Annotated in this window: 23 protein-coding genes; 12 read left to right on the top strand and 11 right to left on the bottom strand. The window is 70.5% G+C overall.

Annotation, left to right across the window (positions count from 1 at the left end; translation table 11 throughout):
* Positions 1 to 26: 26 nt before the first annotated feature.
* Both QH270_RS28920 and QH270_RS28915 read right to left on the bottom strand, forming a co-directional pair.
* Positions 27 to 1,376: a serine hydrolase domain-containing protein gene (locus QH270_RS28920; RefSeq protein WP_280347305.1), complete on the bottom strand. Its 1,350-nt coding sequence runs from the start codon at positions 1,374 to 1,376 to the stop codon at positions 27 to 29.
* Positions 1,373 to 2,554, bottom strand: a complete 1,182-nt coding sequence (locus QH270_RS28915; RefSeq protein WP_280347303.1) for a cytochrome P450 — start codon at positions 2,552 to 2,554, stop codon at positions 1,373 to 1,375. Before QH270_RS28915 ends, QH270_RS28920 begins: the two co-directional genes overlap by 4 nt.
* A 34-nt stretch (positions 2,555 to 2,588) precedes the next feature.
* On the opposite strand from QH270_RS28915, the gene QH270_RS28910 reads away from it, so the two are divergent.
* On the top strand, positions 2,589 to 3,401 hold the full coding sequence (locus tag QH270_RS28910) for an SAM-dependent methyltransferase (protein WP_280347301.1): 813 nt from the start codon (positions 2,589 to 2,591) through the stop codon (positions 3,399 to 3,401).
* Positions 3,402 to 3,479: 78 nt separating this feature from the next.
* Positions 3,480 to 6,359 carry a UPF0182 family protein gene (locus QH270_RS28905; protein ID WP_280347299.1) on the top strand — a complete coding sequence of 960 codons (2,880 nt, stop codon included), beginning with the start codon at positions 3,480 to 3,482 and terminating at the stop codon, positions 6,357 to 6,359.
* Here QH270_RS28905 and QH270_RS28900 read toward each other — a convergent pair whose 3' ends face one another.
* The 5 genes from QH270_RS28900 to QH270_RS28880 all read right to left on the bottom strand — a co-directional run bounded on the left by QH270_RS28900 (position 6,360) and on the right by QH270_RS28880 (position 9,965).
* Positions 6,360 to 7,466: a glutamate--cysteine ligase 2 gene (locus tag QH270_RS28900; protein WP_280347297.1), complete on the bottom strand. Its 1,107-nt coding sequence runs from the start codon at positions 7,464 to 7,466 to the stop codon at positions 6,360 to 6,362.
* Between the two features lie 59 nt (positions 7,467 to 7,525).
* The gene (locus QH270_RS28895) at positions 7,526 to 7,903 is read right to left on the bottom strand and encodes a DUF5313 family protein (RefSeq protein ID WP_280347295.1); all 378 of its coding nucleotides are present in this window, start codon (positions 7,901 to 7,903) and stop codon (positions 7,526 to 7,528) included.
* Complete coding sequence (locus QH270_RS28890) at positions 7,900 to 8,358, bottom strand: MarR family winged helix-turn-helix transcriptional regulator (RefSeq protein WP_280347293.1); 459 nt, start codon at positions 8,356 to 8,358, stop codon at positions 7,900 to 7,902. Before QH270_RS28890 ends, QH270_RS28895 begins: the two co-directional genes overlap by 4 nt.
* A gap of 90 nt (positions 8,359 to 8,448) precedes the next feature.
* Entirely contained in the window at positions 8,449 to 9,324 is an 876-nt protein-coding gene (locus QH270_RS28885; protein ID WP_280347292.1) for a siderophore-interacting protein, read from the bottom strand.
* A 32-nt stretch (positions 9,325 to 9,356) separates the two neighbouring features.
* Positions 9,357 to 9,965 carry a TetR/AcrR family transcriptional regulator gene (locus tag QH270_RS28880; protein WP_280347290.1) on the bottom strand — a complete coding sequence of 203 codons (609 nt, stop codon included), beginning with the start codon at positions 9,963 to 9,965 and terminating at the stop codon, positions 9,357 to 9,359.
* Positions 9,966 to 10,062: 97 nt separating this feature from the next.
* Between QH270_RS28880 and QH270_RS28875 the strand changes: the two genes are divergently transcribed.
* Positions 10,063 to 10,458 carry a nuclear transport factor 2 family protein gene (locus QH270_RS28875; protein ID WP_280347288.1) on the top strand — a complete coding sequence of 132 codons (396 nt, stop codon included), beginning with the start codon at positions 10,063 to 10,065 and terminating at the stop codon, positions 10,456 to 10,458.
* Positions 10,459 to 10,468: 10 nt separating this feature from the next.
* Here the strand turns inward: QH270_RS28875 and QH270_RS28870 are convergent, their stop codons facing one another.
* Complete coding sequence (locus QH270_RS28870) at positions 10,469 to 10,930, bottom strand: VOC family protein (RefSeq protein WP_280347286.1); 462 nt, start codon at positions 10,928 to 10,930, stop codon at positions 10,469 to 10,471.
* Positions 10,927 to 11,760: an alpha/beta fold hydrolase gene (locus QH270_RS28865; RefSeq protein ID WP_280347284.1), complete on the bottom strand. Its 834-nt coding sequence runs from the start codon at positions 11,758 to 11,760 to the stop codon at positions 10,927 to 10,929. Before QH270_RS28865 ends, QH270_RS28870 begins: the two co-directional genes overlap by 4 nt.
* A 167-nt stretch (positions 11,761 to 11,927) precedes the next feature.
* Between QH270_RS28865 and QH270_RS28860 the strand changes: the two genes are divergently transcribed.
* From QH270_RS28860 to QH270_RS28845, 4 genes are all read left to right on the top strand, one after another.
* A complete protein-coding gene (locus tag QH270_RS28860; RefSeq protein WP_280347282.1) occupies positions 11,928 to 12,335 on the top strand; it encodes a hypothetical protein in 408 nt (135 codons plus the stop codon).
* 351 nt (positions 12,336 to 12,686) lie between these two features.
* The gene (locus QH270_RS28855; RefSeq protein WP_280347280.1) at positions 12,687 to 14,153 is read left to right on the top strand and encodes an ATP-binding protein; all 1,467 of its coding nucleotides are present in this window, start codon (positions 12,687 to 12,689) and stop codon (positions 14,151 to 14,153) included.
* Positions 14,150 to 14,572 (top strand): roadblock/LC7 domain-containing protein, encoded by a 423-nt coding sequence (locus tag QH270_RS28850; protein ID WP_280347278.1) that lies wholly within the window; start codon positions 14,150 to 14,152, stop codon positions 14,570 to 14,572. Before QH270_RS28855 ends, QH270_RS28850 begins: the two co-directional genes overlap by 4 nt.
* 43 nt (positions 14,573 to 14,615) lie before the next feature.
* Positions 14,616 to 15,878 (top strand): cytochrome P450, encoded by a 1,263-nt coding sequence (locus QH270_RS28845; RefSeq protein WP_432420444.1) that lies wholly within the window; start codon positions 14,616 to 14,618, stop codon positions 15,876 to 15,878.
* A 45-nt stretch (positions 15,879 to 15,923) separates the two neighbouring features.
* Here QH270_RS28845 and QH270_RS28840 read toward each other — a convergent pair whose 3' ends face one another.
* Both QH270_RS28840 and QH270_RS28835 read right to left on the bottom strand, forming a co-directional pair.
* Positions 15,924 to 17,159 carry a cytochrome P450 family protein gene (locus tag QH270_RS28840; RefSeq protein WP_280347277.1) on the bottom strand — a complete coding sequence of 412 codons (1,236 nt, stop codon included), beginning with the start codon at positions 17,157 to 17,159 and terminating at the stop codon, positions 15,924 to 15,926.
* A gap of 168 nt (positions 17,160 to 17,327) precedes the next feature.
* Positions 17,328 to 17,759, bottom strand: coding sequence for a DUF779 domain-containing protein (locus QH270_RS28835; protein WP_280347275.1), 432 nt, complete (start codon positions 17,757 to 17,759; stop codon positions 17,328 to 17,330).
* A gap of 113 nt (positions 17,760 to 17,872) precedes the next feature.
* Between QH270_RS28835 and QH270_RS28830 the strand changes: the two genes are divergently transcribed.
* From QH270_RS28830 to QH270_RS28810, 5 genes are all read left to right on the top strand, one after another.
* Positions 17,873 to 18,877 (top strand): LLM class flavin-dependent oxidoreductase, encoded by a 1,005-nt coding sequence (locus QH270_RS28830; RefSeq protein ID WP_280347273.1) that lies wholly within the window; start codon positions 17,873 to 17,875, stop codon positions 18,875 to 18,877.
* 393 nt (positions 18,878 to 19,270) lie between these two features.
* Entirely contained in the window at positions 19,271 to 20,320 is a 1,050-nt protein-coding gene (locus tag QH270_RS28825) for a 3-oxoacyl-ACP synthase III family protein (RefSeq protein ID WP_280347271.1), read from the top strand.
* An 8-nt stretch (positions 20,321 to 20,328) separates the two neighbouring features.
* Positions 20,329 to 21,234 carry a hypothetical protein gene (locus QH270_RS28820; protein WP_280347269.1) on the top strand — a complete coding sequence of 302 codons (906 nt, stop codon included), beginning with the start codon at positions 20,329 to 20,331 and terminating at the stop codon, positions 21,232 to 21,234.
* A complete protein-coding gene (locus QH270_RS28815) occupies positions 21,231 to 22,892 on the top strand; it encodes a fatty acid CoA ligase family protein (RefSeq protein ID WP_280347268.1) in 1,662 nt (553 codons plus the stop codon). The genes QH270_RS28820 and QH270_RS28815 overlap by 4 nt, the downstream gene beginning before the upstream one ends.
* Positions 22,889 to 23,277, top strand: a 389-nt coding sequence (locus QH270_RS28810) for an NAD-dependent epimerase/dehydratase family protein (protein WP_280347266.1), incomplete at its 3' end; no start/stop codon positions are given. The genes QH270_RS28815 and QH270_RS28810, both read left to right, overlap by 4 nt.

Raw genomic sequence — 23,277 nt, 5'->3', positions numbered from 1 at the left:
CTTCGCGGCGCGGACTGACCATCAGCCTACCGAGGTGGCGTCGGCGTCGCCCCGAACGCGGCCGCCACCTGCGTTCCGAGTGCCGCGACGCCGTCGAACGCCCCCTGGGTGTCCGCGGCGTACACCCCGGCCCCGAGCAGGATGTCCAGGACGTTCTGCGCGTCGAGCAGCGCCGCGCGTTCTTCGGGTGTCGCTCCCGGCCGGTGCACCGCGTCGGGCGGAATGTTCGGATCGTCGAGTGGTTCCGGCTGCTCCCGGATCGCCGCGACGGCGCGGTGGAACAGCATGCGGTTGTCCGGATTGCTCGTTCCCGTGAGGAATCCGGTGATGTTGTCCGGATCGATCGTCGCGGGCACGCCGAGTCGCACGATGACCATGTCCCGGCTGGGAATCACCACCAGGAACTGCCCCAGCGCCCCGGAGAAGGCGTAGGCGTCGTGCGGCAGACCGGGAAAGAGCCGGTGCGGATACTCCACCGGCATGGGCACATTCACGCCGCGGTAGGTCTCGCCCGCGTTGAGCCACCACAGGAAGCCGTAGCCGCCGTTGGCCGGGGTCGGTGTCACCGCCTGCCGCAGGAACTCCCGGTCGAGCAGGCGCTGCCCGCCCCAACTGCCCTCGCGCAACAGCATCTGGCCGATCCTGGCCAGGTCGGCGGGGCGCATGGCCAAGCCCCCTGCCACCGAGGTCGTTCCCACCTTGTCCCGCAACCACACCCAGTCGCCGCGGTCGATGCCCAGCGGCGACATCACCTGCTCGTCGACGAACCGCTGGAAGTCGATGCCGGTGGTGATCTCGATGATCTTCGGCAGCAGACTCAGCACGGCCTGCGCGTACTGGAAGGTCGTGCCGGGCGCGAAGCGAACCGGACTCGACAGGGTCCGGTCGATCGCGTCGGTGGCGAGGCTCGCGATGTCGGCGGGCCAGCTGAAGTGCAGGCCCGTCGTCTGGTTGAGCACCTGCCGCACGGTGATTCCCGCGTGCTCGGCGTCGGCCTGCGGGAAGAACTTCCCCAGCGGATCGTCGAGGCCGAAGTAGCCGAGCGTCACCGCGCGACCGACCGCGACCGCGGTGACGCCCTTGCTCGCGCTGAACAGCGGCATCGGTGCGTCGCCCGGCACGCCGTGATCTCCGACCAGGCAACCGTGCCGGTAGATCTGGATCGCGTGCGCCTTGGCTCGCACCCCGAACCGCACCGCCTCGGCCACGGCCGCGTCGTCCATGCCCACCTGCTCGGCCGTGGCCCGCTCCGGCGCCGCGCCGGGCGCCGGCTCGGCACAGCTGGAACCGGGTGTGGCCGACGCGATCGGCGACACCGTGGCCGACAGCGCCACACCCAGCGCGAAGATCACGGGAGCACCCCGGCCGAGCATCATGGGCGCAGACTCACCGTGGTGGGCAGCGAGGCGAAGCCACGGTTGTTGGAGGAGTGGATCCGCACCAGATTGTCGGTGTCGATCTCGTAGTCGGCGACCGCGGCGACGATCTCCTCCAGGGCCACCCGCAGCTCCAGCTGGGCCAGGTTCATGCCGAGGCAGTGGTGTCGGCCCGCGCCGAAGGACAGCGCGGCGCTGGTGTCGCGGTCGAGATCGAACACGTCCGGGTTCGCGAAGACCGCCTCGTCGCGATGCGCCGACCCGGTGAGCAGCAGGATCCTGGCGTCGGCCGGGATCTCCACCCCGTGCAGCTCGACCGGCGTGGTGGTCGTGCGCAGCTGAGCCTGGGTCGCCGGGTCGTAGCGCATCGATTCGGCGATCCAGTCGTCGATCCGGCCGTCGAAGGCGGCGCGCCGCTGGTCGGGGTGCAGCGCGGCGGCGTGCCAGGCATTGCCCATGGTCAGCATCACGGTCTCGATCCCGGCGCCGACCAGCAGGATCAGTACGCCCACGATCTCCTCGGGGGTGAGCCGGTCGTCACCCTCGGCGGCGTCGAGCAGGCCGGAGAGCAGATCATCGGTGCGGTCGCGGGCACGCGCGATGGTCAGCTCGGTGTAATAGCCGACGAGCGCGCCGATCGCCTGCATCGCCTCGGGGCGCAGGTCGGTGGACTCCGCGTCGGTGTACATGATCTCCATGCCCAGCTTGCGCAGCAGCTCGCGATCCTGCTCGGGCACGCCGACCAGTTCGGAGATCACGTCGGTCGGGAACGGGCCCGCGAAATCGGCGATCAGGTCGAAACTGCCGCGCGCGAGCAGCGGTTCCAGTGTGCGCCGGGCGATCTCGCGCAGCCGCGGTTCCAGGCTCTGCACCCGCCGCTGGGTGAACGCCCGGACGACGAGCCCGCGCATCCTGGTGTGCTTGGGCGGATCCATCGCCACGAAGGAGAAGAACTTCTCCGCCTGCGGCCCCCAGAAGGCCGGTTCCATCCGCAATCCGTTGGCGCTGGAGAATCGGTCGGAATCGCGCAGCGCGGCCTGCACGTCGGCGTGGCGCGACAACGCCCAGAAGTCGTCGGTGGTGTTGCGGTAGACAGGGGCCTCGCTGCGCAACCTGGCATAGTACGGGTACGGATCGGCGTGGACAGCGAAGTCATAAGGGCTGAACTGCAGGGGCATGGCACGACCGTAGCCGAGAGAGAGGACATGCGCCGTGGACTTCGAATCCGCTGCCGACCGGGTGGATGTCAGCAAACCGCACCCGGCCCGCCGATACGACTACTGGCTGGGTGGCAGCGCCAATTTCGAAGCGGACCGCGCGTCCGCCGACGCGGTCGCCGAGGCCTTCCCGTCCATCCATTTCGCCGTCCTGGAGAACCGGAGTTTCCTGCGCCGCGCGGTGCCCTATCTGGTGGAGACCGCCGGCATCCGGCAATTCCTCGACATCGGCACCGGACTGCCGACGGCGGGCAATGTGCACGAACTCGCGCAGGACCTCGCCCCCGAATGCCGGGTCGTCTACGTCGACAACGATCCGATCGTGCTCTATCACGCCCGCGAGCTGCTGCACAGCACGCCCGAGGGCGCGACCGCCTACATCGACGCCGACCTGCGCGAGCCCTCCTCGATCCTCGCCCACCCGGCGCTGGCAGGCACCCTGGACCTGGACCGGCCGGTGGCCCTGATGCTCTGCGCGGTACTGCATTTCCTCACCGACGCGATGCACCCCTACGACGTGGTGCGCGAACTCTGCGCGGCACTGCCCTCGGGCAGCTACCTCACGATGACCCACGCGACCGACGACCATCTCTCCGTCGAGGACAAGGCGGCCAGCATCGAGGCCAACGAACGCAGTGGCGTCCCCTTCCAGCTCCGCTCGACCGCCGAGTTCACCCGCTTCTTCGACGGCCTGGAGCTGGTCTGCCCCGGCATCGTCTCGGTGATCGAATGGCGCCCGACCTCCTGGCGCCCGCACCCGCGCAAGGAAGCCGTCTCGATGCTGGGAGCGGTCGCGCGTATCCCGTGATCGGACACCGCCGCCGAGTAGAATCGGGGGCGATGATCTTCGCCGGTCCGGGAACCGGCGTGGTCTCGGGAGTGGCAGATGAGCGCACCGGACGTCTCCGCAGCGGGACAGCTGCCTCGGCGACTGCGCCTGTGGATCACCGCGGGCGCCACCTTCTTCGTGGCTCTGCTGGTATTGCCGCGCGTGAACCACGCCTACATCGACTGGTTGTGGTTCGGCGAGGTCGGTTATCGGCGCGTCTGGTCGACCGTGCTGCTCACCGAGGTGGTGCTGTTCGCCGCGGTCTCGGTGCTGGCGGGCGGTGTCGTGTTCCTCGCGATGTGGCTGGCCTTCCGCGCGCGGCCGATCTTCCTGCCCGTCGTGCGCGCCGAGGATCCCGTCGCCGAGGTCAGGGCCGTGGTGCTGCGATGGCCGCTGCGGCTCGGGGCGGGGATCGCCGCCGGGATCGGGCTGCTGTGCGGGCTCGTCGGCCAGTCGCGCTGGGAGACGGTGCAGCTGTTCCTGCGCGGCGGGTCCTTCGACCAGCGTGACCCACAGTTCGGTCACGACATCGGTTTCTACGTCTTCGACCTGCCGTTCTACCGGTGGCTGCTGAGCTGGGGCTTCGCCCTGGTCGTGTTGGCCTTTCTGGTCTGTCTCGCCACCCACTACCTCTTCGGCGGCGTGCGGGTCGGGGGCGGCTCACTCGGTCTCAGCGTGGCGGCGCGGGTCCAGCTGGCGACCCTGCTCGGCCTGTTCCTGCTGCTGAAGGTGGTCGCGTACTGGCTCGACCGGTATCAGCTGCTGTCGAGCAGGCGCCGCGAACCCACCTTCGCCGGCGCCGGCTACACCGACATCAACGCCGTGCTCCCGGCCCGCCTCGTGCTGTTCTCGATCGCGCTGGTGTGCGCCGCGGCGGTCCTGTCCGCCGTCGTGCTGCGCGACCTGCGGATTCCGGCGATGGCGGGGGCGCTGCTATTACTGTCCTCGATCGTGGTCGGCGGGGTCTGGCCCCTGGCGGTGGAACAGTTCTCGGTGCGTCCCAACGCCGCCGACATGGAGAGCCGCTACATCGAACGCAATATCGCGGCCACCCGGCAGGCCTACGGGATCGGCGCCGATCGGGTGGAGTATCAGCCCTATCCGGGCGTCGGGTCGAAACAGCCGCCACAGGTGCCCGCCGACGCGACCACGATCGCCGACATCCGCCTGCTCGATCCGGCCGTGCTCTCGCGCACCTTCACCCAGCAGCAACAGCTCAAGAACTTCTACAGCTTCCCCGATCACCTCGACCTGGACCGCTATACCGTCGACGGCCGCCTGCGCGACTATGTCGTCGCGGCCAGGGAGTTGACCCCGGCGGCGTTGAGCGGCAACCAATCCCACTGGGTCAACCGGCACACCGTCTACACCCACGGCGACGGCTTCGTCGCGGCCCCGGCCAACCGCGTCAACGCCGCGGTGCGCGACGCCACCGCCGACAGTTCGGCCGGCAACAGCGGCTATCCCATCTACGCCGTCAGCGACATCGCCTCCCAGCACGCCGGGAACCAGGTGATCCCGGTCGAGCAGCCGCGCGTCTACTTCGGCGAGGTGATCGCCAGGACCGATCCCGACTACGCCGTCGTCGGCGGCGGCACCGAGCCACGCGAATACGACACCGACGCCACGAAGTACACCTACACCGGCGCCGGTGGCGTGCCGATCGGCAACTGGCTCAACCGTTTCGCCTTCGCCACCGCCTACACCGAGCGGAACATCCTCTTCGCCAAGGCGATCGGGCCCGAGTCGAAGATCATCTTCCACCGTGACCCGCGCGAACGGGTGGAGCTGGTCGCGCCGTGGCTCACCGTCGACCACAATCCGTATCCGGCGGTCGTGGACGGCCGCATCGTCTGGATCGTGGACGCCTACACCACGATCGAGGGCTACCCCTACGCCGCGCGCAGTTCGCTGGGCACGCCCGGCATCGAGGGCGAGGAGATCTCCTACGCGCGCAATTCGGTGAAGGCCACCGTCGACGCCTACGACGGAACGGTCACGCTGTACCAGGTCGACGGGCAGGACCCGGTGCTGGCGGCGTGGATGCGGGTGTTCCCCGGCACGGTCGAACCCGAGTCGGCGATCAGTTCCGAGCTGCGCACGCACTTCCGGTATCCGGAGGACCTGTTCGTCGTCCAGCGCGACCTGCTCGCCCGCTATCACGTCGACGATCCGCGAGAGTTCTTCACCAACAACGCCTTCTGGTCCGTACCCAGCGACCCGACGGTGGAGGCGAACCCGCAGCAGCCGCCGTACTACGTGTTGCTCGGCGACGCCGACGACGCGCGGCCGTCCTTCCGGCTCACCAGCGCCATGGTCGGGTTCCGCCGGGAGTTCCTCTCCGCCTACATCTCCGTGCGCTCGGACCCGGAGAGCTACGGCCGGTTCCATATCCTGCAACTCCCCACCGACACCCTCACCCAGGGTCCGCAGCAGATCCAGAACTCGATGATCTCCGATACCCGCGTCGCCTCGGAGCGCACCCTGCTCGAGCGGTCCAATCAGATCCAGTACGGGAACCTGATCACGCTGCCGATCGCCGACGGCGGCGTGCTCTATGTCGAACCGCTGTTCACCGAACGGATTTCGACCACGCCCAATGGATCGACCTTCCCGCAGCTGGCGCGCGTGCTGGTCAGCTACCGGGAACCGGGGACCGGTGGCGTCCGGGTCGGGTACGCCCCGACCCTGACCGAGGCGCTCGACCAGGTCTTCGGCCCCGAGACCGGTGACCTGGCGACCGCGCCCGGCGGCGGTCCCGGCGCGCCGCCCCCGCCGGGCAGACCGCTGCCCGCGCCGGGTGAGCAGCCGGGAACCTCGGTTCCCCCGCTGGTCGACGACGCGGCGATCGCGCGCCTGCAGGCCGAGCTCGAGGCCGCGCGGGCGGCACTGGAACGGCTCCGGCAGCAACTCGATGTGTTGCGCCCGCCCCGGTGATCAGCAGCCTTCGAGCGTCGCGCGCGCGAGTTCGCCGACCACATCGGTGACCTCGTGTCGCCTGCGCATCGCCCGCAGCTGACGTCGGGCGCCGTTGCCGCGCTCGCGCAGGGCCGCGACGGCGTCGGCGACGAATTCCCGGTCGCCGCAGGCACGCAACGCGGGGTCGATCCGGTCGAGCAGTTCGCCGAGCAGTTCGCAGTGCGGGACCACGCTCCCGCGCACCGGGTGCAGCAGATGCCCGTCGAGGCCGCTGTGCGCGGCGTTCCAGTACGCGGCGCGCAACACCTCACCCGACACCGTCGGCGCCGGCTCGCCCCGCTCGATCGACCGCAGCGCCATCGCGACCGCGCCCCGGATCAGCGCGGCCACCAGCGCCGATTCCGCCGCGGTCGCCGGGATGTCGCTCACCCGGATCTCCACGGTCGGAAACGATTCCGACGGGCGGATGTCCCAGTAGACCATCTTCTTGTCGAGGATGCTGCCGCTGGCGTGCATCATCGCCACCGTGGCCTCGTACTCGTCGAGCGAGCCGAAGTACGGCGGCGGTCCCGCGCTCGGCCAGCGTCGCCACAGAATGCTGCGCCAGCTCGCGTACCCGGTCTCCGCGCCGCGGTAGATGGCCGAATTCGCGGTCAACGCGAGCAGCACCGGCAGCCACGGCCGCACGTGATTGCTGACCAGCACGGCGGTCTCGCGGTCGGGCACCGCCACGTGGACATGACAGCCGCACAGGCCCTGCTCGTGCGCGAGCATGCCGAAGGTGTGCGCGATGCGCTGATAGCGCGGGGTGTCGGTCACCGGGTAGCCGTCGGGCACGGTCGGCGGCACCGCCACCGCCAGCAGCCGGGCGTCGTGCTCGGCCGCGCAATCGGCGACCCGGCGCCGGGTCGTGCGGAGTTCGCTCAGCAGGTCCTCGATCCGGGTGTGCACGCCCGTGCTGGTCTCCACCTGGCAGCGCGTCAGTTCCAGCTGCAGGTCGATGCCGACCTCGCGGGCCGCCGCGGCGACCTGGGTGTTCTGCGGGGTGGGCGCGCCGGTGTCCGGGTCGGTGAGCAGGAACTCCTCTTCGACACCCACGGTCGGGACCCGCACGAGGTCACCCACAGCCACCTCCTCCACAGCTCGGACGCTACCCCCGTTCGGGGCGTGCTGACAGACCCCGTTCAGTCGCGGTGGTGGCGGGCCTCGTAGGCGACGCGCTCGGCCTCGGCGCGGCGGCGTTCGGCCGCGTCGGCGAGTTCGGGATCGAGGCCGTGGCTGACCAGCCGGTGCCGCCGGTAGACATAGGTGAGCGCGACGGTGAAGTAGACCAGCGGCAGGTACAGCAGCGCCATCATCGACATCCCGATCCACAGCGGGCCCGGGACCAGCAGGAACAGGCACAGCACCGGCAGGACGGGGACGAGGAACCGCAGCAGGTAGCGGCGGGTGGCGCCGGGCCCGGTCAGGTCGGCGAGTACCCAGTCGGTCATCGACGGGGGCAGAGTCCCACCGGTGACGTAGCGCACGCGCTGCCAGAGGTTCGGGGTGGAGGCGTTCACAGGAGCTCCCTTTCCGCGGCCTGCCGCGCGGCCGTGTTCACGCGGCCGAGGACGTCACGAAGTTCTTCCAGATCCGCCAGGCTCACACCGAGCCGGGCGACGACGGCGGGCGGGATCTGTTCGGCCCGCTCGCGCAGCGCCCGGCCCGCGTCGGCGAGGTCGATGAGCAAGGTGCGCTCGTCGTGCGGGTCGCGGCGGCGGGTGATGAGGCCGGCCGACTCGAGGCGTTTGAGCAGCGGCGAAAGCGTCGCCGAGTCGAGCTGGATCGCCTCGGCCACCGCCTTCACCGACATCGGCGCCTCGCCCCACAGGGCCAGCATCACCAGGTACTGCGGATGGGTGAGGCCCAGGGGTTCGAGCAGCGGCCGGTAGACCGCTAGCACCGAGCGGTTGGCCACCGCCAGGGCGAAACACACCTGCCGGTCCAGCCGCAGGGGGTCGTCGAGTTGTTCCACGGGTCCGCCACCTTTCTTCGTCCACACAGCATTATGCCACTAACAGTTAGTGCGTTAACTGTTAGTGGCATCACCGTGCAGCGAGCGGGCTCAGTCCTCGTCGACCAGCAGCTCCCCCGCGGCGGCGCGGCGCACCTTCTCGCGGCCGTTGTCCTCCTCGGTGCGACCCTGTCGCCAGTAGCCGGTGAAGGTGATCGCCCGCTTGTCCACGCCTCGCTCACGAACGAGTTCGCGGCGCACGAGCTTCACCAGATTCGCCTCGCCGGAGATCCACGCGTACGGCGCGCCACCGGGAAGCGTTGCGGCGCAGACCGCGTCGACGACCGCGGCACCGTGCGGGCGCGTCCCGCGGTGCACCCAGTCGATGCGCACGTCGCCGCGCGTCTCGAACCGCTGCTCGTCGTCGGGACCGGCCACCTCGATGTACGCGCGCAGCACGGCCCCGGTCGCCAGCCGTTCGACGATGGCGCCGATCGCGGGGATCGCCGTCTCGTCGCCGACGAGCAGCTGCCAGTCCGGCTCCGGCGGCGGGCAGTAGAGCGCGTGCGGCGGGCAGAGCAGTCCGATCTCGTCGCCCGGCGCCGCGGTGGCGGCCCAGTCCGAGGCCGGACCGGCGTGATCGGGGTGCAGCGCGAAGTCGATGTCGAGTTCGCCGAGCTCCGGCCGCTGAGCCCGCACGGTGTAGGTGCGCATCGGTGGCCGGATCTCGTCGGGCATGGCGAGATAGCGCTGGTACCAACTCATCACACCGCCCTCGACCTCGATCGGCGGCGGCACCACGGGGCGCGCCTGCCCGGGCAGCGGGAAGAACACCTTCGTGTACTGATCCGGCCCGGCATCGGCGAGGGCGGCGGAATCGGCACAGTCGAACGTGACCCGGACCATGCGCGGCGTCAGCCGCACCACCCGGCGCACCCGCATCGTCGCGTAGGCCATGGTCGGACGTTGCACAGCAGCGGAAGTCATTAGGTAAGCCTAACCTAGATAACTTCCCGGGGCTACGACGACGGGAGCGCGAGGCCCGAGATCACCTGTTCGATGACGGCCCGCGCCGCCGCCGTATCGGCCGGTTCGTCGGTGGCGGCCAGGAACTGGGCCGCCTCGTCGAGCGCGCCGACGAGGATCAGGGCCAGCGGCCGGACCGGCTGACGCCGAACGCGGCCGGCGGCGATGGCGCCGGCCAACGCGTTCTCCACCAGGCCGATCGTGTGGCGCAGCTCGATCTCGCGCCACCGGCTCCAGCCGAGCACCGCGGGCGCGTCCAGCAGCGCGATGCGGCGCACGTCCGGCGCGGTCGAGGCCTCGAGCCAGGCCAGGCAGCCGACGATCAGGCTCGCGATCGGGTCGGGGGCGCGTGCCGCGGCGACCGCGGCGGCGATCACCTCGACCAGGTCGCGTTCGAGGTCTTCGAACACCGCCTCGAACAGGTCGCGCTTCTCACCGAACTGGTGATAGAGCGCGCCCCGGCTCACCCCGGCGGCCTCGGCGACCGCGATCGTGCTCACCGCGCCGTATCCGTGGCGCCCGAACAGTTCTCGTCCCGCGCGGATGACGGCGGTACGAGTGGAGGCCGAGCGTTCGGCTTGGGTGCGGCGGTCTGGGGTCATGGCGACGTAGAAGTCTAGGCCAGGACCGCCTTGACCGCCGTCGGCACGTCCGGGAACATTCAGTCATCCTGTTTGTATCTTGGAAGGGGCTCCGGCCATGTCCGATGCCACCAAAGATCTCTTCGAGCGCTATCACGCCTGCTGGGCCGACCGCGACCCCGACCGCATCGTCGAATTGCACACGCCCGATTCGATTTTCCATCTGCACTCCGGCGGCAAGCCCGCGCGCGGCCGCGCGGAGATCCGCACCGCCGCGGCGGAGACCTTCGCCCTCGTCCCCGACCTCACCTTCACCCTGGTGAACCTGCGGGTCGGCGATGATTTCTGGGTCGTGCAGTGGACGCTGTCGGGCACCTCGGTGACCGGCGGCGCGGTCGACGTGGACATCGCCGATGTGGTGTTCGTGGAGAACGGCGCGGTGCGCGAGAAGCACACCTACGTCGACGGCGTCGCGATGCAGGCCGCGCTGGCGGTGCCCGCCGAAACCGTCTGAGCCACACCGGCTAATCCAGGCAGAACTCGTTGCCCTCGGGGTCGGCCATCACGATGTGGCCGAACCCGAGCGGCGGCTCGGGTTCGAAGCGTTCGAGTCTGCGGGCGCCGAGGGCGAGCAGCCGTTCGCACTCGGCTTCCAGCGCCGCCATCCGCTCCGCGCCCTGGAGCCCCGGCGCGACCCGCACGTCGAGGTGGACGCGATTCTTGGCGACCTTGCCCTCGGGCACCTGCTGGAAGAACATCCGCGGACCCCGGCCCTCGGGGTCCTCGATGGCCGAGCGGGTGTTGCGCTGCTCCTCGGGAACCCCGGCGCGGGCGAGGAACTCGTCCCAGGCGGCCAGCGGATCGGCGCCGGCGGGCAGCTCGACCCCGGGTGGGGCCGGATGCGCGTACCCCAGCACGTCGCGCCAGAAGGTCGACAGTGCCCGGGGATCGGCGGCGTCGACGGTGACCTGCACGGTACGGCTCATCGTTTTCCTCCGTTCGCGTAGTCGATCGCGGAAACTATGGCGGTGGTGACGGTTTCGGGTGCCTCGACCATCACGAGGTGGCCCGCGTCGGCGACCTCGATGTCGCGCACCGGGCGCAGGGTCTCGTTGAGGGTGGCGCCCGCCCGCGCGGAGAGCACCTTGTTGCGCAGGCCCCAGATGGTGGTGACAGGCGGGAAATCGGCGGGTGGGGTGAAGGAATCGAGTTCGGCCAGGTGTGGGATCTCGCGGGAGGTCGCGGCGGTGACCATCAGCCGGCGCGGCTCGGTCCACCGCTCGCGCAGGTGCGCGACGGTCTCGTCGGTGTGCGCACCGCCGGCGCCGAGTTGCTCCGCGACGATCAATCCGGCGAGCGGGCCGGGTACGCGCACCTTCGCGAGCAGCCGGTCCAGCTGGACGTGACGACCGAGGACGGCGGCCCATCCCGTGTGAGTGGGGCTCAGGGTGGCCGGGGTGAGCGGGCTGCTGAGCACCAGCGAACGCACGAGTTCGGGGTGGCGGCGGGCGAACAGCAGCGCCAGCGCGCTGCCGAAACAGTGTCCGACCAGGGTGATGTCGCGCAGGCCCTTCGCCGCGACGAAGGCATCGAGCACCGCCAGGTGTTTCGCCAGGGTGTAGCCGGTGTCGGGCGCGTCGGACTCACCGTAGCCGAGCAGGTCGATCGTGATCACCTGGTGCGCGTACCGCAGGTCGTCGACCTGCGCCCGCCAGATCGTGCGATCGCCGCCGAGATTGTGCAGGAAGACGATCGGCGGCCCGAAGCCCTCCTCGTCATAGGCGATGGAGGTGCCGTCCACGTCGAGAAATGGCATCGCCGATGCCCCCTTCCAGGGCACGCACGCCGTCGTGCGCGTCCCCCTCGACGCTAGCCGAACACCGCACCGCTTTCCGGCCGATTCGCCTGATCATCGCTGTTTCGACACGGGTGCGCCGGGCATCCGAACGATGCAGACCGGATCACCACGATCAGGGAGATCGCATGACCAACCACGCAGCGGGCGGTTTCGTACGCCATCGCCTCGCCCTCGCCATCGCCGCCGCCGTCCTCGGGCTCACCGCGTGCGGCACCAGTACCGAACCGGTGGACCCCGCCGCGCCGACACCCAGCGACAAGCCCGACGTCAGTCCGGCGGCCGCGACCGACCTGTGCGACATGCTGCGTGCCGAGATCGGCAACTGGCAGCAGCAGGGACCGACCGTCGCCCGCGTGTCCTACAACGGCACCGTGCACAACTGGGCGCTGCGCCACGGCGCGGTCAATGTCGCGCTCACCCGGAACCGGGCCGTCATCGACACCGTGACCAGCGAGCAGTGTCCCGACGTGCGCGATCAGGTGATCGCCGCACTCGACACCCCCGATCTCGCCACCAGCCTGCTCGGCTACTGAGGCGCGGATCGGGCGGAGGTGGTGCGGCGAACAAGTCTGCGGGGCCCATCCGCCGCACCACCGCCACGAACACTACCAATAATGTTGCCCCGCACCATAATTCGCACACAGCGCGAATATCACCAGCTCCCGACACATTTCGAGACGGTAACGAAGCACTGGTACGGTGTCCGGGATCGCCGACAAGCGCAGGTAGGCGAGCCCGGACAGGACCGGGCTCGTCCACGTTTCGCGTCGAATGGTGCAGCGGTACAACCACTTCGGCCGGACAACAGCGGCGAGACGGCTCGCCGGAAGGACCGGCGGGGTACCGGCCACCTGGATCTTCGGTCGGTGACGGCAAAGGAACCGATGACTCCGACACTCGCGGTCCTCCTGTTCGGTATCGCCACCCTGGTTCTGCTCGGCGCGGTGAGCGTCGCGGTGCTGGCGCTGCGCAACGAACGCCGGGTCCGCGCCCGGCTCGATGTGGCCGAACGCGAACTCTTCGCGCACGAGGAGGCGATGACCCGGCTCGTCGAGCTCACCCTGCCGCGCATCTCCGACGCGGTGCGTCGCGACCTCGAACCGGTGGTCACGGCGGAAGTGCCCGCCCCGCTACAGGGTTCGCCGTTCGCGCAGAAACTCGCCAGGATCGCGGCCGCGCACGCCGAGGATCTGCACCGGCTGCGGCACGACACCGCCGCCGACGTCGAGCAGGCCGCCGAGGAGCGCACCGTGGCGCTGATCGAGGCCGCCGAAACCGCGGCGCGCGCCCAGGTCGCCGCCGATGCCCGCGCGGCCACCAGCAGCGCGGTGCGCGCGTTCGGTACGACCGTGGTCAGCCTCGGCGCCGACGTCGGGCAGGTGGTCAGCAACGCGTTGCGGGAGAACCGCAACGACGAGGTCTACGCGGTGCTGAGCCGCATCGATCACACGGTGCAGCAGATGATCCGGCAGGCCCAGTCCTACGTGATCGTCTCCGGGGGCCTGCCGGGCAGGCGCTGGCCGCAGCAGACCGTCACCGAGGTGGTCGGCGGTGCCACCAGCCGCGTGCGCGACTACCTGCGGGTGCGGGCGGGCAGCTGTGACCAGGTCATCGTCAGCCGAGCCGTGGAACCGCTCGTGCACACCGTGGCCACGCTGCTCGACAACGCGCTGCGGTACTCGCCGCCCTCGTCGTTCGTCGACATCAGCTTCCAGGAGGGCCATCACGGCGTCACCCTGATCATCGATGACGCGGGCGTGCGGATGAGTCAGGAGCAGATGGAGGAAGCGCGCCAGGTGCTGTCGGGCGAGCGGGTCGTGGACATCAACTCTCTCGGCCCCTCGCCACGCGTCGGCTTCCCCGGCGTGGCCGCGCTGGCCCGCCGCTACGGTTTCGCCGCCTACGTCGACGGTCCCAACATCTACGGCGGCACTAGGGCGATGGTCTTCATCCCGGCGGCGCTGCTCGTGAGCGCGGCCGAACTGCGCAGGCCCGAACTCGAGCAGCCCGCACCGAGCGCGCCGGAACCCGCGCAGGCGGAACCCGCCGCGCCGGTGGCCCCGCCGGAGCCCGCACCCGAGCCCGTCGCCCTGTCGCTGCCCGAGCCCGAGACCACCGGACGGCACCGGCCACCGGCCGAGGCACCCGCCGCCGAGACCTCGACGGAGGACTACGCCAGGACCACCGGCGGGCTGCCCAAGCGGCGGCGCCGCGGGGTCACCCCGCTCGACGAGCGCACCGATACCGCGGAGAACCCCGGCAGGCCGGAACTGGCCGCCGCCTGGCACAGCGGTTCCCGGCTCGGCCGCGCCGCGGCCGAGCAATCGACGGAAGGACAGGACATCCGATGAGCACCCCGATCGCCGACAGCACCAACCGCCTCGCCTGGTTACTCGACGGTCTCGAGCTCGACGGGGTCCGCTTCTCGGTCCTGCTGTCCGATGACGGGTTACGCATGGCCCACTCCCCCGGCATCACCCGCGACGAGGCCGAACGCTTCGCCGCCGCCGCCTCGGGCCTGCGCTCGCTGGGCAAGGCGCTCGGCGAGTTCTGCGGTCCGCCGGGAAACCCGGTGCGCCAGAACATGACCGAGTACGACAACGGCATGATCCTGATCACCTCGGCGGGCCAGGGCGCACAGCTCGGCGTGGCCACCACCAGCGAGGTCGACCTCGCGCTGGTCGCGCACCGGATGAACGAACTGGCCACCCGGGTCGGCCGGGAACTGGGCGTGGCACCGCGACACGAGGGCGCGCGCCATGACTCCTGACTACGCACCCCCCGCCCTGGTTCCCCCGAGAGGAGAACACGCCGTGCCGCTGGAAGCCGCGCCGTACCCCGATCCCACCCGCTTCCCGGTCACCCCGGATTCGCGCGACGGCCAGGACCGGGTTCCGCTGTACTCGCCGGAATTCGCCGCCGATCCGCAGAGCGCCTACCGGGCGATGCGCGACCGCTGGGGTTCGCTGGTGCCCGTCGACCTTGTGCCGGGGGTCCCCGCCACCCTGGTGATCGGCTACCGGACCGCCGTGCAGATCCTCAACGACCCCGACCACTTCCCCGCCGACCCGCGGATGTGGCAGCGCGGCATCCCGGTGGACTGCCCCGTCTATCCGATGATGCGCTACCGCCCCAACGCGATCCGGACCAGCGGCGCCGAACACGTGCGCTACCGCCAGGCCACCGTCGCCGGGCTGGCGGGCGTCGACCTGTACCGGCTGCACCGCACGGTGGAGCAGATCGCCATGCCCGTGATCAACGGCTTCTGCAGCGACGGCTCGGCGGATCTGTTGAGCCAGTACGCCTATCCGGTGATCTTCGCGACGATCAACGCGATGCTCGGGGTGCCCGACGACCTCGGCGGCGACATCGCCACCGGCATGGGGCAGATGTTCGAGGGCGGCGAGACCGCGGTGCGCGGCGCGCAGATGATGGAGAACGCGCTCTACGACGTGATCCGGCTCAAGCAACGCGAGCCGGGTGACGACATCGCCACCCGCCTGGTGCAGCATCCCCAGCAGCTCAACGACGAGGAGCTGATGAACCAGCTGCTCACCATGTACGGCGCGGGGATCGAGCCGATGCTCAACCTGATCCTCAACACGATCCGGCTGATGCTCACCGACCACCGCTTCGCGGGCTCCCTGCTCGGTGGCAGCCTGTCCACCCGCGACGCGCTCGACGAGGTGCTCTACACCGACCCGCCGATGGCCAACTTCTGCACCACCTACCCGCGTCAACCGATCCTGGTCGACGACGTGTGGCTGCCCGCCCATCAGCCGGTGGTGATCAGCATGGCCGCGTGCAACAACGACCCCTCGATCGGCACCGGCGACTTCCTGGACAACCGCGCCCACCTGGCCTGGAGCACCGGCCCGCACGGGTGCCCGGCGAAGTCGCCCGCCTACCTGATCGCCCAGGAGGCCATCGACCAGTTGCTCGACGCGCTGCCCGAGCTGGAGCTGGCGGTGCCGGAGAGCGAATTGGTCTGGCGCCCGGGGCCGTTCCACCGCGCCCTGGCCGGGCTGCCGGTGCGGTTCCCGAAGACGCCGCCCCTGGCGCTGCCCGCGGGCTGACCGCGATCCCTGCTCGGCCACCCGGCCGAGCAGGGATCGTGCGGCCTACTCGCCGTGCAGGCGCACCGGCAGCCGGGCGTGCCCGTTGGAGATGAAGCTCGGCACGGTGCCCAGCTCGGTGACCGGCACCGCGAAGCGCATATCCGGGAACCGCTCGAACAACGCGGGCAGCGAGACCAGCGCCTCGAGCCGGGCCAGCGGCGCGCCGAGGCAGTGGTGCGCGCCGTGACCGAACGCCTGGTGCGACTTGTCCGCCCGCGTCGGGTCGAACTCGTCGGCGGTCGCGCCGTGCCGCGCGGGGTCGCGCCCGGTCCCGGCGTAGCTCGCCAGGATCGCCTCGCCCTGGGCGATGCGCACTCCGTCGATCTCGATGTCGGACACCGCGAAGCGCAGCGGCAGGTGCGCGACCGGGGACTCGTAGCGCAGGGTCTCCTCCACCAGGTCGGCCCAGGTGATCTCGCCCGCGCGCACCTTCGCCAGGACCTCGGGGCGGGTGAGCAGGGCGGTGATGGCCTGGTCGAGCAGGTTGACCGTGGTCTCGTGGCCCGCGGAGATGACCAGCAGCAGGGTGCCGATCAGTTCCTCCTCGGTGAGCTTGCCGTCCTCGTCCTCGTCGCGCTGGGAGACGAGCAGGCTGGTCATGTCGTCACCGGGCTGCTCGCGGCGCAGTGCCACCAGTTCGCCGAGGATCCGGTACATCTCCATGTAGTTGGCCTGGGACTGCTCCGGCGTGAGCGTGGTGTCGAAGATGCCGTCGACACACGTGCGCAGGCCGGGGCCGAGCGATTCCGGCACACCCATCAGCTCCGAGATCACCTGGATCGGCAGCGGGTAGGCGAAACCCTCACGCAGATCGACGGTTTCGCCCGCGGGCGTGGCGGCCAGCGCGTCCAGCAGCTCGGTGGTGATCCGCTCGACCTGGGCGCGCATGGCCTCGGTGCGGCGCGCGGTGAACGCGGGCGCCACCAGTCTGCGCAGGCGGCGGTGTTCGGAACCGTAGGCGGTGAACATGTTCGACACCGCGACCCACAGGTACAGCGGCCAGTCGGGCGGGATCTCCCCGGCGACGAACGCGGGCCAGTGCTGGGAGGCGTCCTTGGACACGCGCGGGTCGATGAGCAGTTTCTCCAGCAGCGCGGCGTCGGTGATCGACCACGCCTCCACCCCGCCGGGCAACTCCACCCTGGTGGCCGGACCCTGCGCCCTGATACGCGTGATCTCGCCCTGGATGTCCTCCCCCGTCGGATCGATTACCAACCGATTCGCTACCGATTCCACCATGAAACCTCTCGATCACCGGTGTTCCCACCGATCCCAGTGCAGGCGATCGCATCGAAACATCTTGCAATACCGAATCTTCCGATTCGGTTAGCGATGCTACCGGTCACCCTGCGCGGTCGCAGCGAGTCGGGCCGAACTCCGAGACCGACCAGTCGGGCCTCGACGAACCTAGGAGGCCTCCTCGACGAGGGCGTTCGCGTCCTCGGCGGTCTGGATCCGCAGGGCGAACCGGAAACCACAGGCCGTGTCGAGCGAGGCGGTGCTCCGGTCGGCGGCGGGCACGGTGCGGACGTCGATGCTGACGTCGAGGTCGTCGAGGCCGTCGTGGAAGCGTTCCGCCATCCAGAACTCGGCCCGCGCCACCGTACGCCCGGCCAGCACGTCCCCCGGTTCGGCCTGGAAGTCGCTGTGGCGCACACAGATCGGGGTGTGCCCGTCGGAGTCGGGTGGCAGGTAGAGCACGATCGGGCCGTGCATCTCGGTCAGCAGCCGCAGCAGCCTGCCCGCGTCCTCGGTGGTGGCCACCGCGCGGTGGCGGTGGGCCGGGTTGGGGATGTGCGGCGGGCGTTCGCGGTGTGCGGACCCGGCGTGGTTCGGCATGGTGCGCTCCTTGCAGATCGTCGACTGGTCGTGTTCGCCAGACACTATGGGTGGACAAGGTTGGTCCAGGGTTGGTGCGGAATCCCGTGGCGTCCGCGGTGTTGTCTACGGGTATGACCCCGACACCGGCTTCGGTCCGCTTCTCGATCCTGGATCGCTCGCGCGTGCGGCGTGGGCAGTCCGCTGCCGACGCGCTGCGCGAGACCGTCGATTTCGCGATTCTCGCGCAGCGGTGGGGATTTCACCGATTCTGGGTCGCCGAGCACCATAGCGTGCCCGGGGTCGCCGGCACGAGTCCCACCGTGCTGGCGGCCGCGGTGGCGGCGGCGACCACCCGGATCAGGGTCGGCACCGGCGGGGTGATGCTGCCCAATCACCGGCCGCTGGTCGTCGCCGAGCAGTTCGGCGTGCTGGGCGCACTGTTTCCCGGCCGCGTCGATATGGGCCTCGGCCGCTCGGTGGGTTTCACCGACGGCGTCCGGCGAGCACTGGGCCACGATCGCGCCGACGCCGAGGATTTCGACGCCGACCTGGCCGAGCTGCTCGACTATTTCGACCGCGGCCGCGCCGGGGTACACGCCGAATCCGCCGAGGGCGCGCGGATCCCGGCCTTTCTGCTGGCGACCGGCGCCGGCGCCCAGCGGGCGGCACGGTTCGGGCTGCCGCTGGTGATCGCCCCGGTCGGCGGCCTGGACACGATGGCGCGGGCCATCGAGCGCTACCGGGCCGAGTTCCGGCCGTCCGCACAGGCCGAGGCCCCCTATGTCGTCGTGTCGGCGACGGTGATGATCGCCGATTCGGCCGCGCGGGCGCGCCGGCTGCTGCTCCCCGAGGCCTGGGCGAGCGCCTACTCGCGCACCCGCGGCGAGTTCCCGGCGTTGATCCCGCCCGAGGACGTCGAGGCGATGCGGATGACAGCGCGCGAGCGCGAGCTGTTCACGCAGGCGCTCGGCGACCAGATCCACGGCACCGAGGACGACGTGGCCGAAGCCGTGGAGGACGTGATCACGCGGACCGGCGCCGACGAGATCCTGGTCCACACGAGCACTTTCGACCGCGAGGCCCGCCGGGAATCGCACGAGCGGCTGGCCCGGCTGGTCGGTCTCCCGACCGCGTGATCATTCGCCGCGACGAATTTCCCCGGGTTCGTTTGTCTCGCAAAACAACCGGTGCCGAATTCGACAGAAATTCGCCCGATCCCGGTCCCGTGACGTCCCTCACGCCGAAGCCACCATCCCGGGCGTCCCGCACTCGGGGCCGACCGCGTCACAGCGGTTAGCCGTGAGCTTGCCGAATCGCCGGGATCGCCACTGTCGCGCCCGTCCGAGCCGTCGACCCACGATTTGCCCCATCGCCCGAAACTCGACATGTCGTTGTGAAGACGCACAGAAGACGCGGTGCGCGAGCGACTTTCACCACAACCGGGACACTCCTACTGTCCGGTAACGTCCACCGGCATCACCGGTCGCCAGTGACGTCGCCGCGTCCGCCCGATGTATTCAGGAGTTCACGTGTTGCATTCGCGTTTCGAGTCGCTCGGCGCATATCTTCCGTCGAATATCGTCGCCACCGCCGAATTGATTTCCCGATTGAAAGTCCCGCCCTCGTTCGATCTGGAGAAGATCACCGGGATCAAGGAGCGCCGGTTCCGGGACACCCGCCCCGGCAGCGTCGAGGATTCGTTCGCGCTGGCCATGGCCGCCGCGCGGGACTGTCTGTCGCGGTCACGGTACGGGGCCGCGGAGCTGGACGTGATCATCTCCTGTTCGATCACCCGCAGCAATCAGGGCACCCGCATGTACCTCGAGCCCTCCTTCGCCTCGACGATCGCGGGCGCCCTCGGCGCCGAGCACGCGATCACCTTCGACGTCTCGAACGCCTGCGCGGGCATGCTCACCGGCACCTACCTGCTCGACCGGATGATCCGGACCGGCGTGGTCCGCAACGGCATGGTGGTCAGCGGTGAGGCGATCACGCCGATCGCCGAGACCGCCGTCGAGGAGATCTCGGAGAAGTACGACCTGCAGTTCGCGTCGCTGTCGGTGGGCGACTCGGGCTGCGCGGTGGTGCTGGACCAGGCCACCGACGAGTCCGACATGATCCACTACGTCGAATTGTTCACCGCCGCCGAGCATTCCCACCTGTGCCTCGGCATGCCGAGCGACAAATCCGCCGGAATCGCCCTGTACACCGACAACCGCAAGATGCACAACGAGGCCAGGTTCCTGCTGTGGCCGGATGCCCAGCGCGACTTCCTCGACGAGCGCGGGGCCGGCTTCGCCGACGAGAACTTCGACTACATCATCCACCACCAGTTCGGCGCCGCGGCCGTGCCGTACATCAACGGCGTCGCCGCCCGTGAGTTCGGGACGCCGATGCCGCCGGATCTGAATGTGATCGAGAAGTACGGAAATACCTCGACCACCTCCCATTTCATCGTGCTGCACGATCAGCTCGCCGGGGAGAACATCGCGGCGGGTTCCAAACTGCTGATGGTTCCCGCCGCCTCTGGCGTCGTCGCGGGCTTCCTGTCCACCACCATTTCTTCGCTGAAGGTCTGAGGTACGTCATGGGCGTGTGTATCCGAGCAACCGGCACCGGCGAGGGCGCCGAGAGCCACAGCATCGTCGAGCTGAGTGGTCGTGCCGCGCGACAAGCGGTGCAGCGGGCCGGTATTCGGCCCGAACAGGTGGGCGTGCTGATCAACACCGGCATCTTCCGCGACGCGAACACGATGGAACCCGCTGTCGCGGCGCTGATCCAGAAGGCGGCGGGCATCGGGCTGGACTACACCCGAAACGACCGGCGCACGTTCTCCTTCGATCTCATGAACGGCGCCGTGGGTGTGCTCAATGCCGTCCAGGTGGCCACCTCGGTGCTGCGTGCCGGCGGCACCGAGCACGTGCTGATCGTCGCGGGCGACACCCATCCGTCACTGACCCGCTCGGCAGCGGATGCCGAATTCCCCTACGCCACAGCGGGTGCCGCGCTGCTGCTCGAACAGGTCGACGGCCAGGAAGGCTTCGGGCCGGTGCACATCACCCGCTCGTCCGGCAGTCCCGCGGAGCAGGCTTACGTGGACGTCGCGACCATGGGCACCGTCGGCCGCGGCCTGATGACCGTCGAGCGCGACGCCGACTTCGAGGACCGGATCCTGGCGGTGGCCACCGAGGTCGCCGGCCGGGCGCTCGACGAATCCGCGGTCGAGGCCGCCGATCTCGCGCTGATCGCGTCGACGCCGACCCCGCATTTCCCGAAGCGGCTCGCCGACGCCCTCGGCATCGACCAGCACGCGGTGCGCCTCCCCGATCTGACCGACGGCGATCCGCACACCGCCGCCCTGCCGCTGGCCTACGATCGCGCGCTCACCGAGGGCTCGTTGGCCGGCCGCACCCATGTGCTGTTCGTCGCCGCGGGCGCGGGGCCGTCGGCGGCCGCCGCGCTGTATCGCCTACCCGCGGAGCCGCGCGCGTGAGCACGGCGACCTACTGGCAGCCCATCGACGCCTTCCGCCGCTTCGCCGCCGCGGAGCCCGACCGCGCCGCGGTGATCTATCCCGACGGCACGACCGCCGCCGGGACGCCGGACTACCGGCGGATCACCTACCGCGATCTGGATCGCTGGTCGGACCGGATCGCCGAGCAGCTCACCGCGGCCGGCGTCGGCAGCGGGACCCGCACGATCGTGCTCGTGCTGCCGAGCCCGGAGCTGTACGCGATCCTGTTCGGGCTGTTGAAGATCGGCGCGGTGCCGGTGGTGATCGATCCGGGCATGGGCGTGCGCCGGATGGTGCACTGCCTGCGCGCCGTCGAGGCCGAGGCGTTCATCGGCATCCCGCAGGCCCATGCCGTGCGGGTGCTGTTCGCGCGCAGCTTCCGCCAGGTACGCACGACCCTCACGGTGGGGCGGCGCTGGTTCTGGGGCGGCCCGACCCTGCGCGACTGGGGCCGGGCGCCGGCGGGCCCGCTGCCCGAGCGCGTGCCCGCCGCGCCCGAGGATCTGCTGATCATCGGCTTCACCACCGGCAGTACCGGGCCCGCCAAGGCCGTCGAGCTGACCCACGGCAACCTCGCCGCCATGGTGGAGCAGGTGCACGCGGCCCGCGGGAACACGCCGCCGGACACCTCGCTGATCACCCTGCCGCTCGTGGGTGTGCTCGACCTGCTGCTCGGGTCGCGCTGCGTGCTCCCGCCGCTGATCCCGAGCAAGGTCGGGTCCACCGATCCCGCGCAGGTCGTCGACGCGATCCGGACCTTCGGGGTGCGCACGCTGTTCGCCTCGCCCGCCGTCCTCATCCCGCTGCTGGCGCACCTGCGCGCGCACCCTGCCGACCTCGACACGGTCGCCAGCGTCTTCTCCGGCGGCGCGCCGGTCCCCGACTGGTGCGTGGCGGGCCTGCGTGAGGTCCTCGGGCCCGACGCGGAGATCTACGCCGGCTACGGCTCCACCGAGGCACTGCCGATGTCGACCATCGAATCCCGCGAACTGCTCGACGGGCTGGTCGAGCGGGCCAGGCGGGGTGAGGGGACCTGCATCGGCCGCCCGGCCGACCGCGTCCGGGTGCGGCTGCTCGCCATCACCGACGACCCGGTGCCCACCTGGGCGGGCGCCGAGATCCCGAGCGGCCCCGGCGCGGTCGGCGAGATCGTCGTCGCGGGACCGAATGTCAGCACCCGCTACTACTGGCCCGCGGCGGCGAACGCGGCGGGCAAGATCACCGACGGCGACCGGATCTGGCACCGTACCGGCGATCTCGGCTGGATCGACGAGCAGGGCCGGATCTGGTTCTGCGGCCGCAAGAGTCAGCGCGTGCGGACCGCGCGGGGGCCGATGTTCACCGTGCAGGTCGAGCAGGTGTTCAACGCGGTGGACGGTGTCGCGCGCAGCGCGCTGGTGGGCGTCGGATCGCCCGGCGCGCAACGACCCGTGCTGTGTGTCGAGCTGGAGCCGGGTGCCGACCGTGCAGCGACGCTGACCCGGTTGCGCACGCGCGCGGCCGAATTCGAGACCGTCGAGCCGATCGCGGAGTTCCTGGTGCACCCGCGGTTCCCGGTCGACATCCGGCACAACGCCAAGATCGGGCGCGAGCAGCTCGCCCGCTGGGCGGCGAAACAGGTGGAGGCGAAGCGATGAGGGTGCTGGTCACCGGCGCGTCCGGCTTCCTCGGCGGCGCGATCGCGCGCGCCCTGGTCGCCGAGGGGACACACGAGGTGTCGGTGCTGGTGCGGCCCACCAGCGTGCTCACCGATCTCGGCGCCGCGCGGGAACGGGTGCGGCTGGTGTACGGCGATCTCGCCGACCCGGGGGGGGGGGGGCGCCGCGCCCCCCGCGGGGGGGCGGCTTGGATGAACCCCCGGGCCGGGGGGGGGGGGCCGGGCCCCCCCGGGGGGGGGGGGGGGGGGGGGGGGGGGGGGGGGGGGGGGGGGGGGGGGGGGGCGCTCACCCTTGTGCGCTTCTTGGGCGCGCCCCGCCCCGGCCCCCCCCCCGCCCTGCCCCCCCCACCGCGGTGGCCCAGAAC

Origin of the sequence: Nocardia neocaledoniensis, assembly GCF_029868625.1 — a bacterium.
Taxonomy (GTDB): Bacteria; Actinomycetota; Actinomycetes; order Mycobacteriales; family Mycobacteriaceae; genus Nocardia; species Nocardia neocaledoniensis_A.
This window is presented reverse-complemented; position numbering and strand designations above follow the sequence as displayed.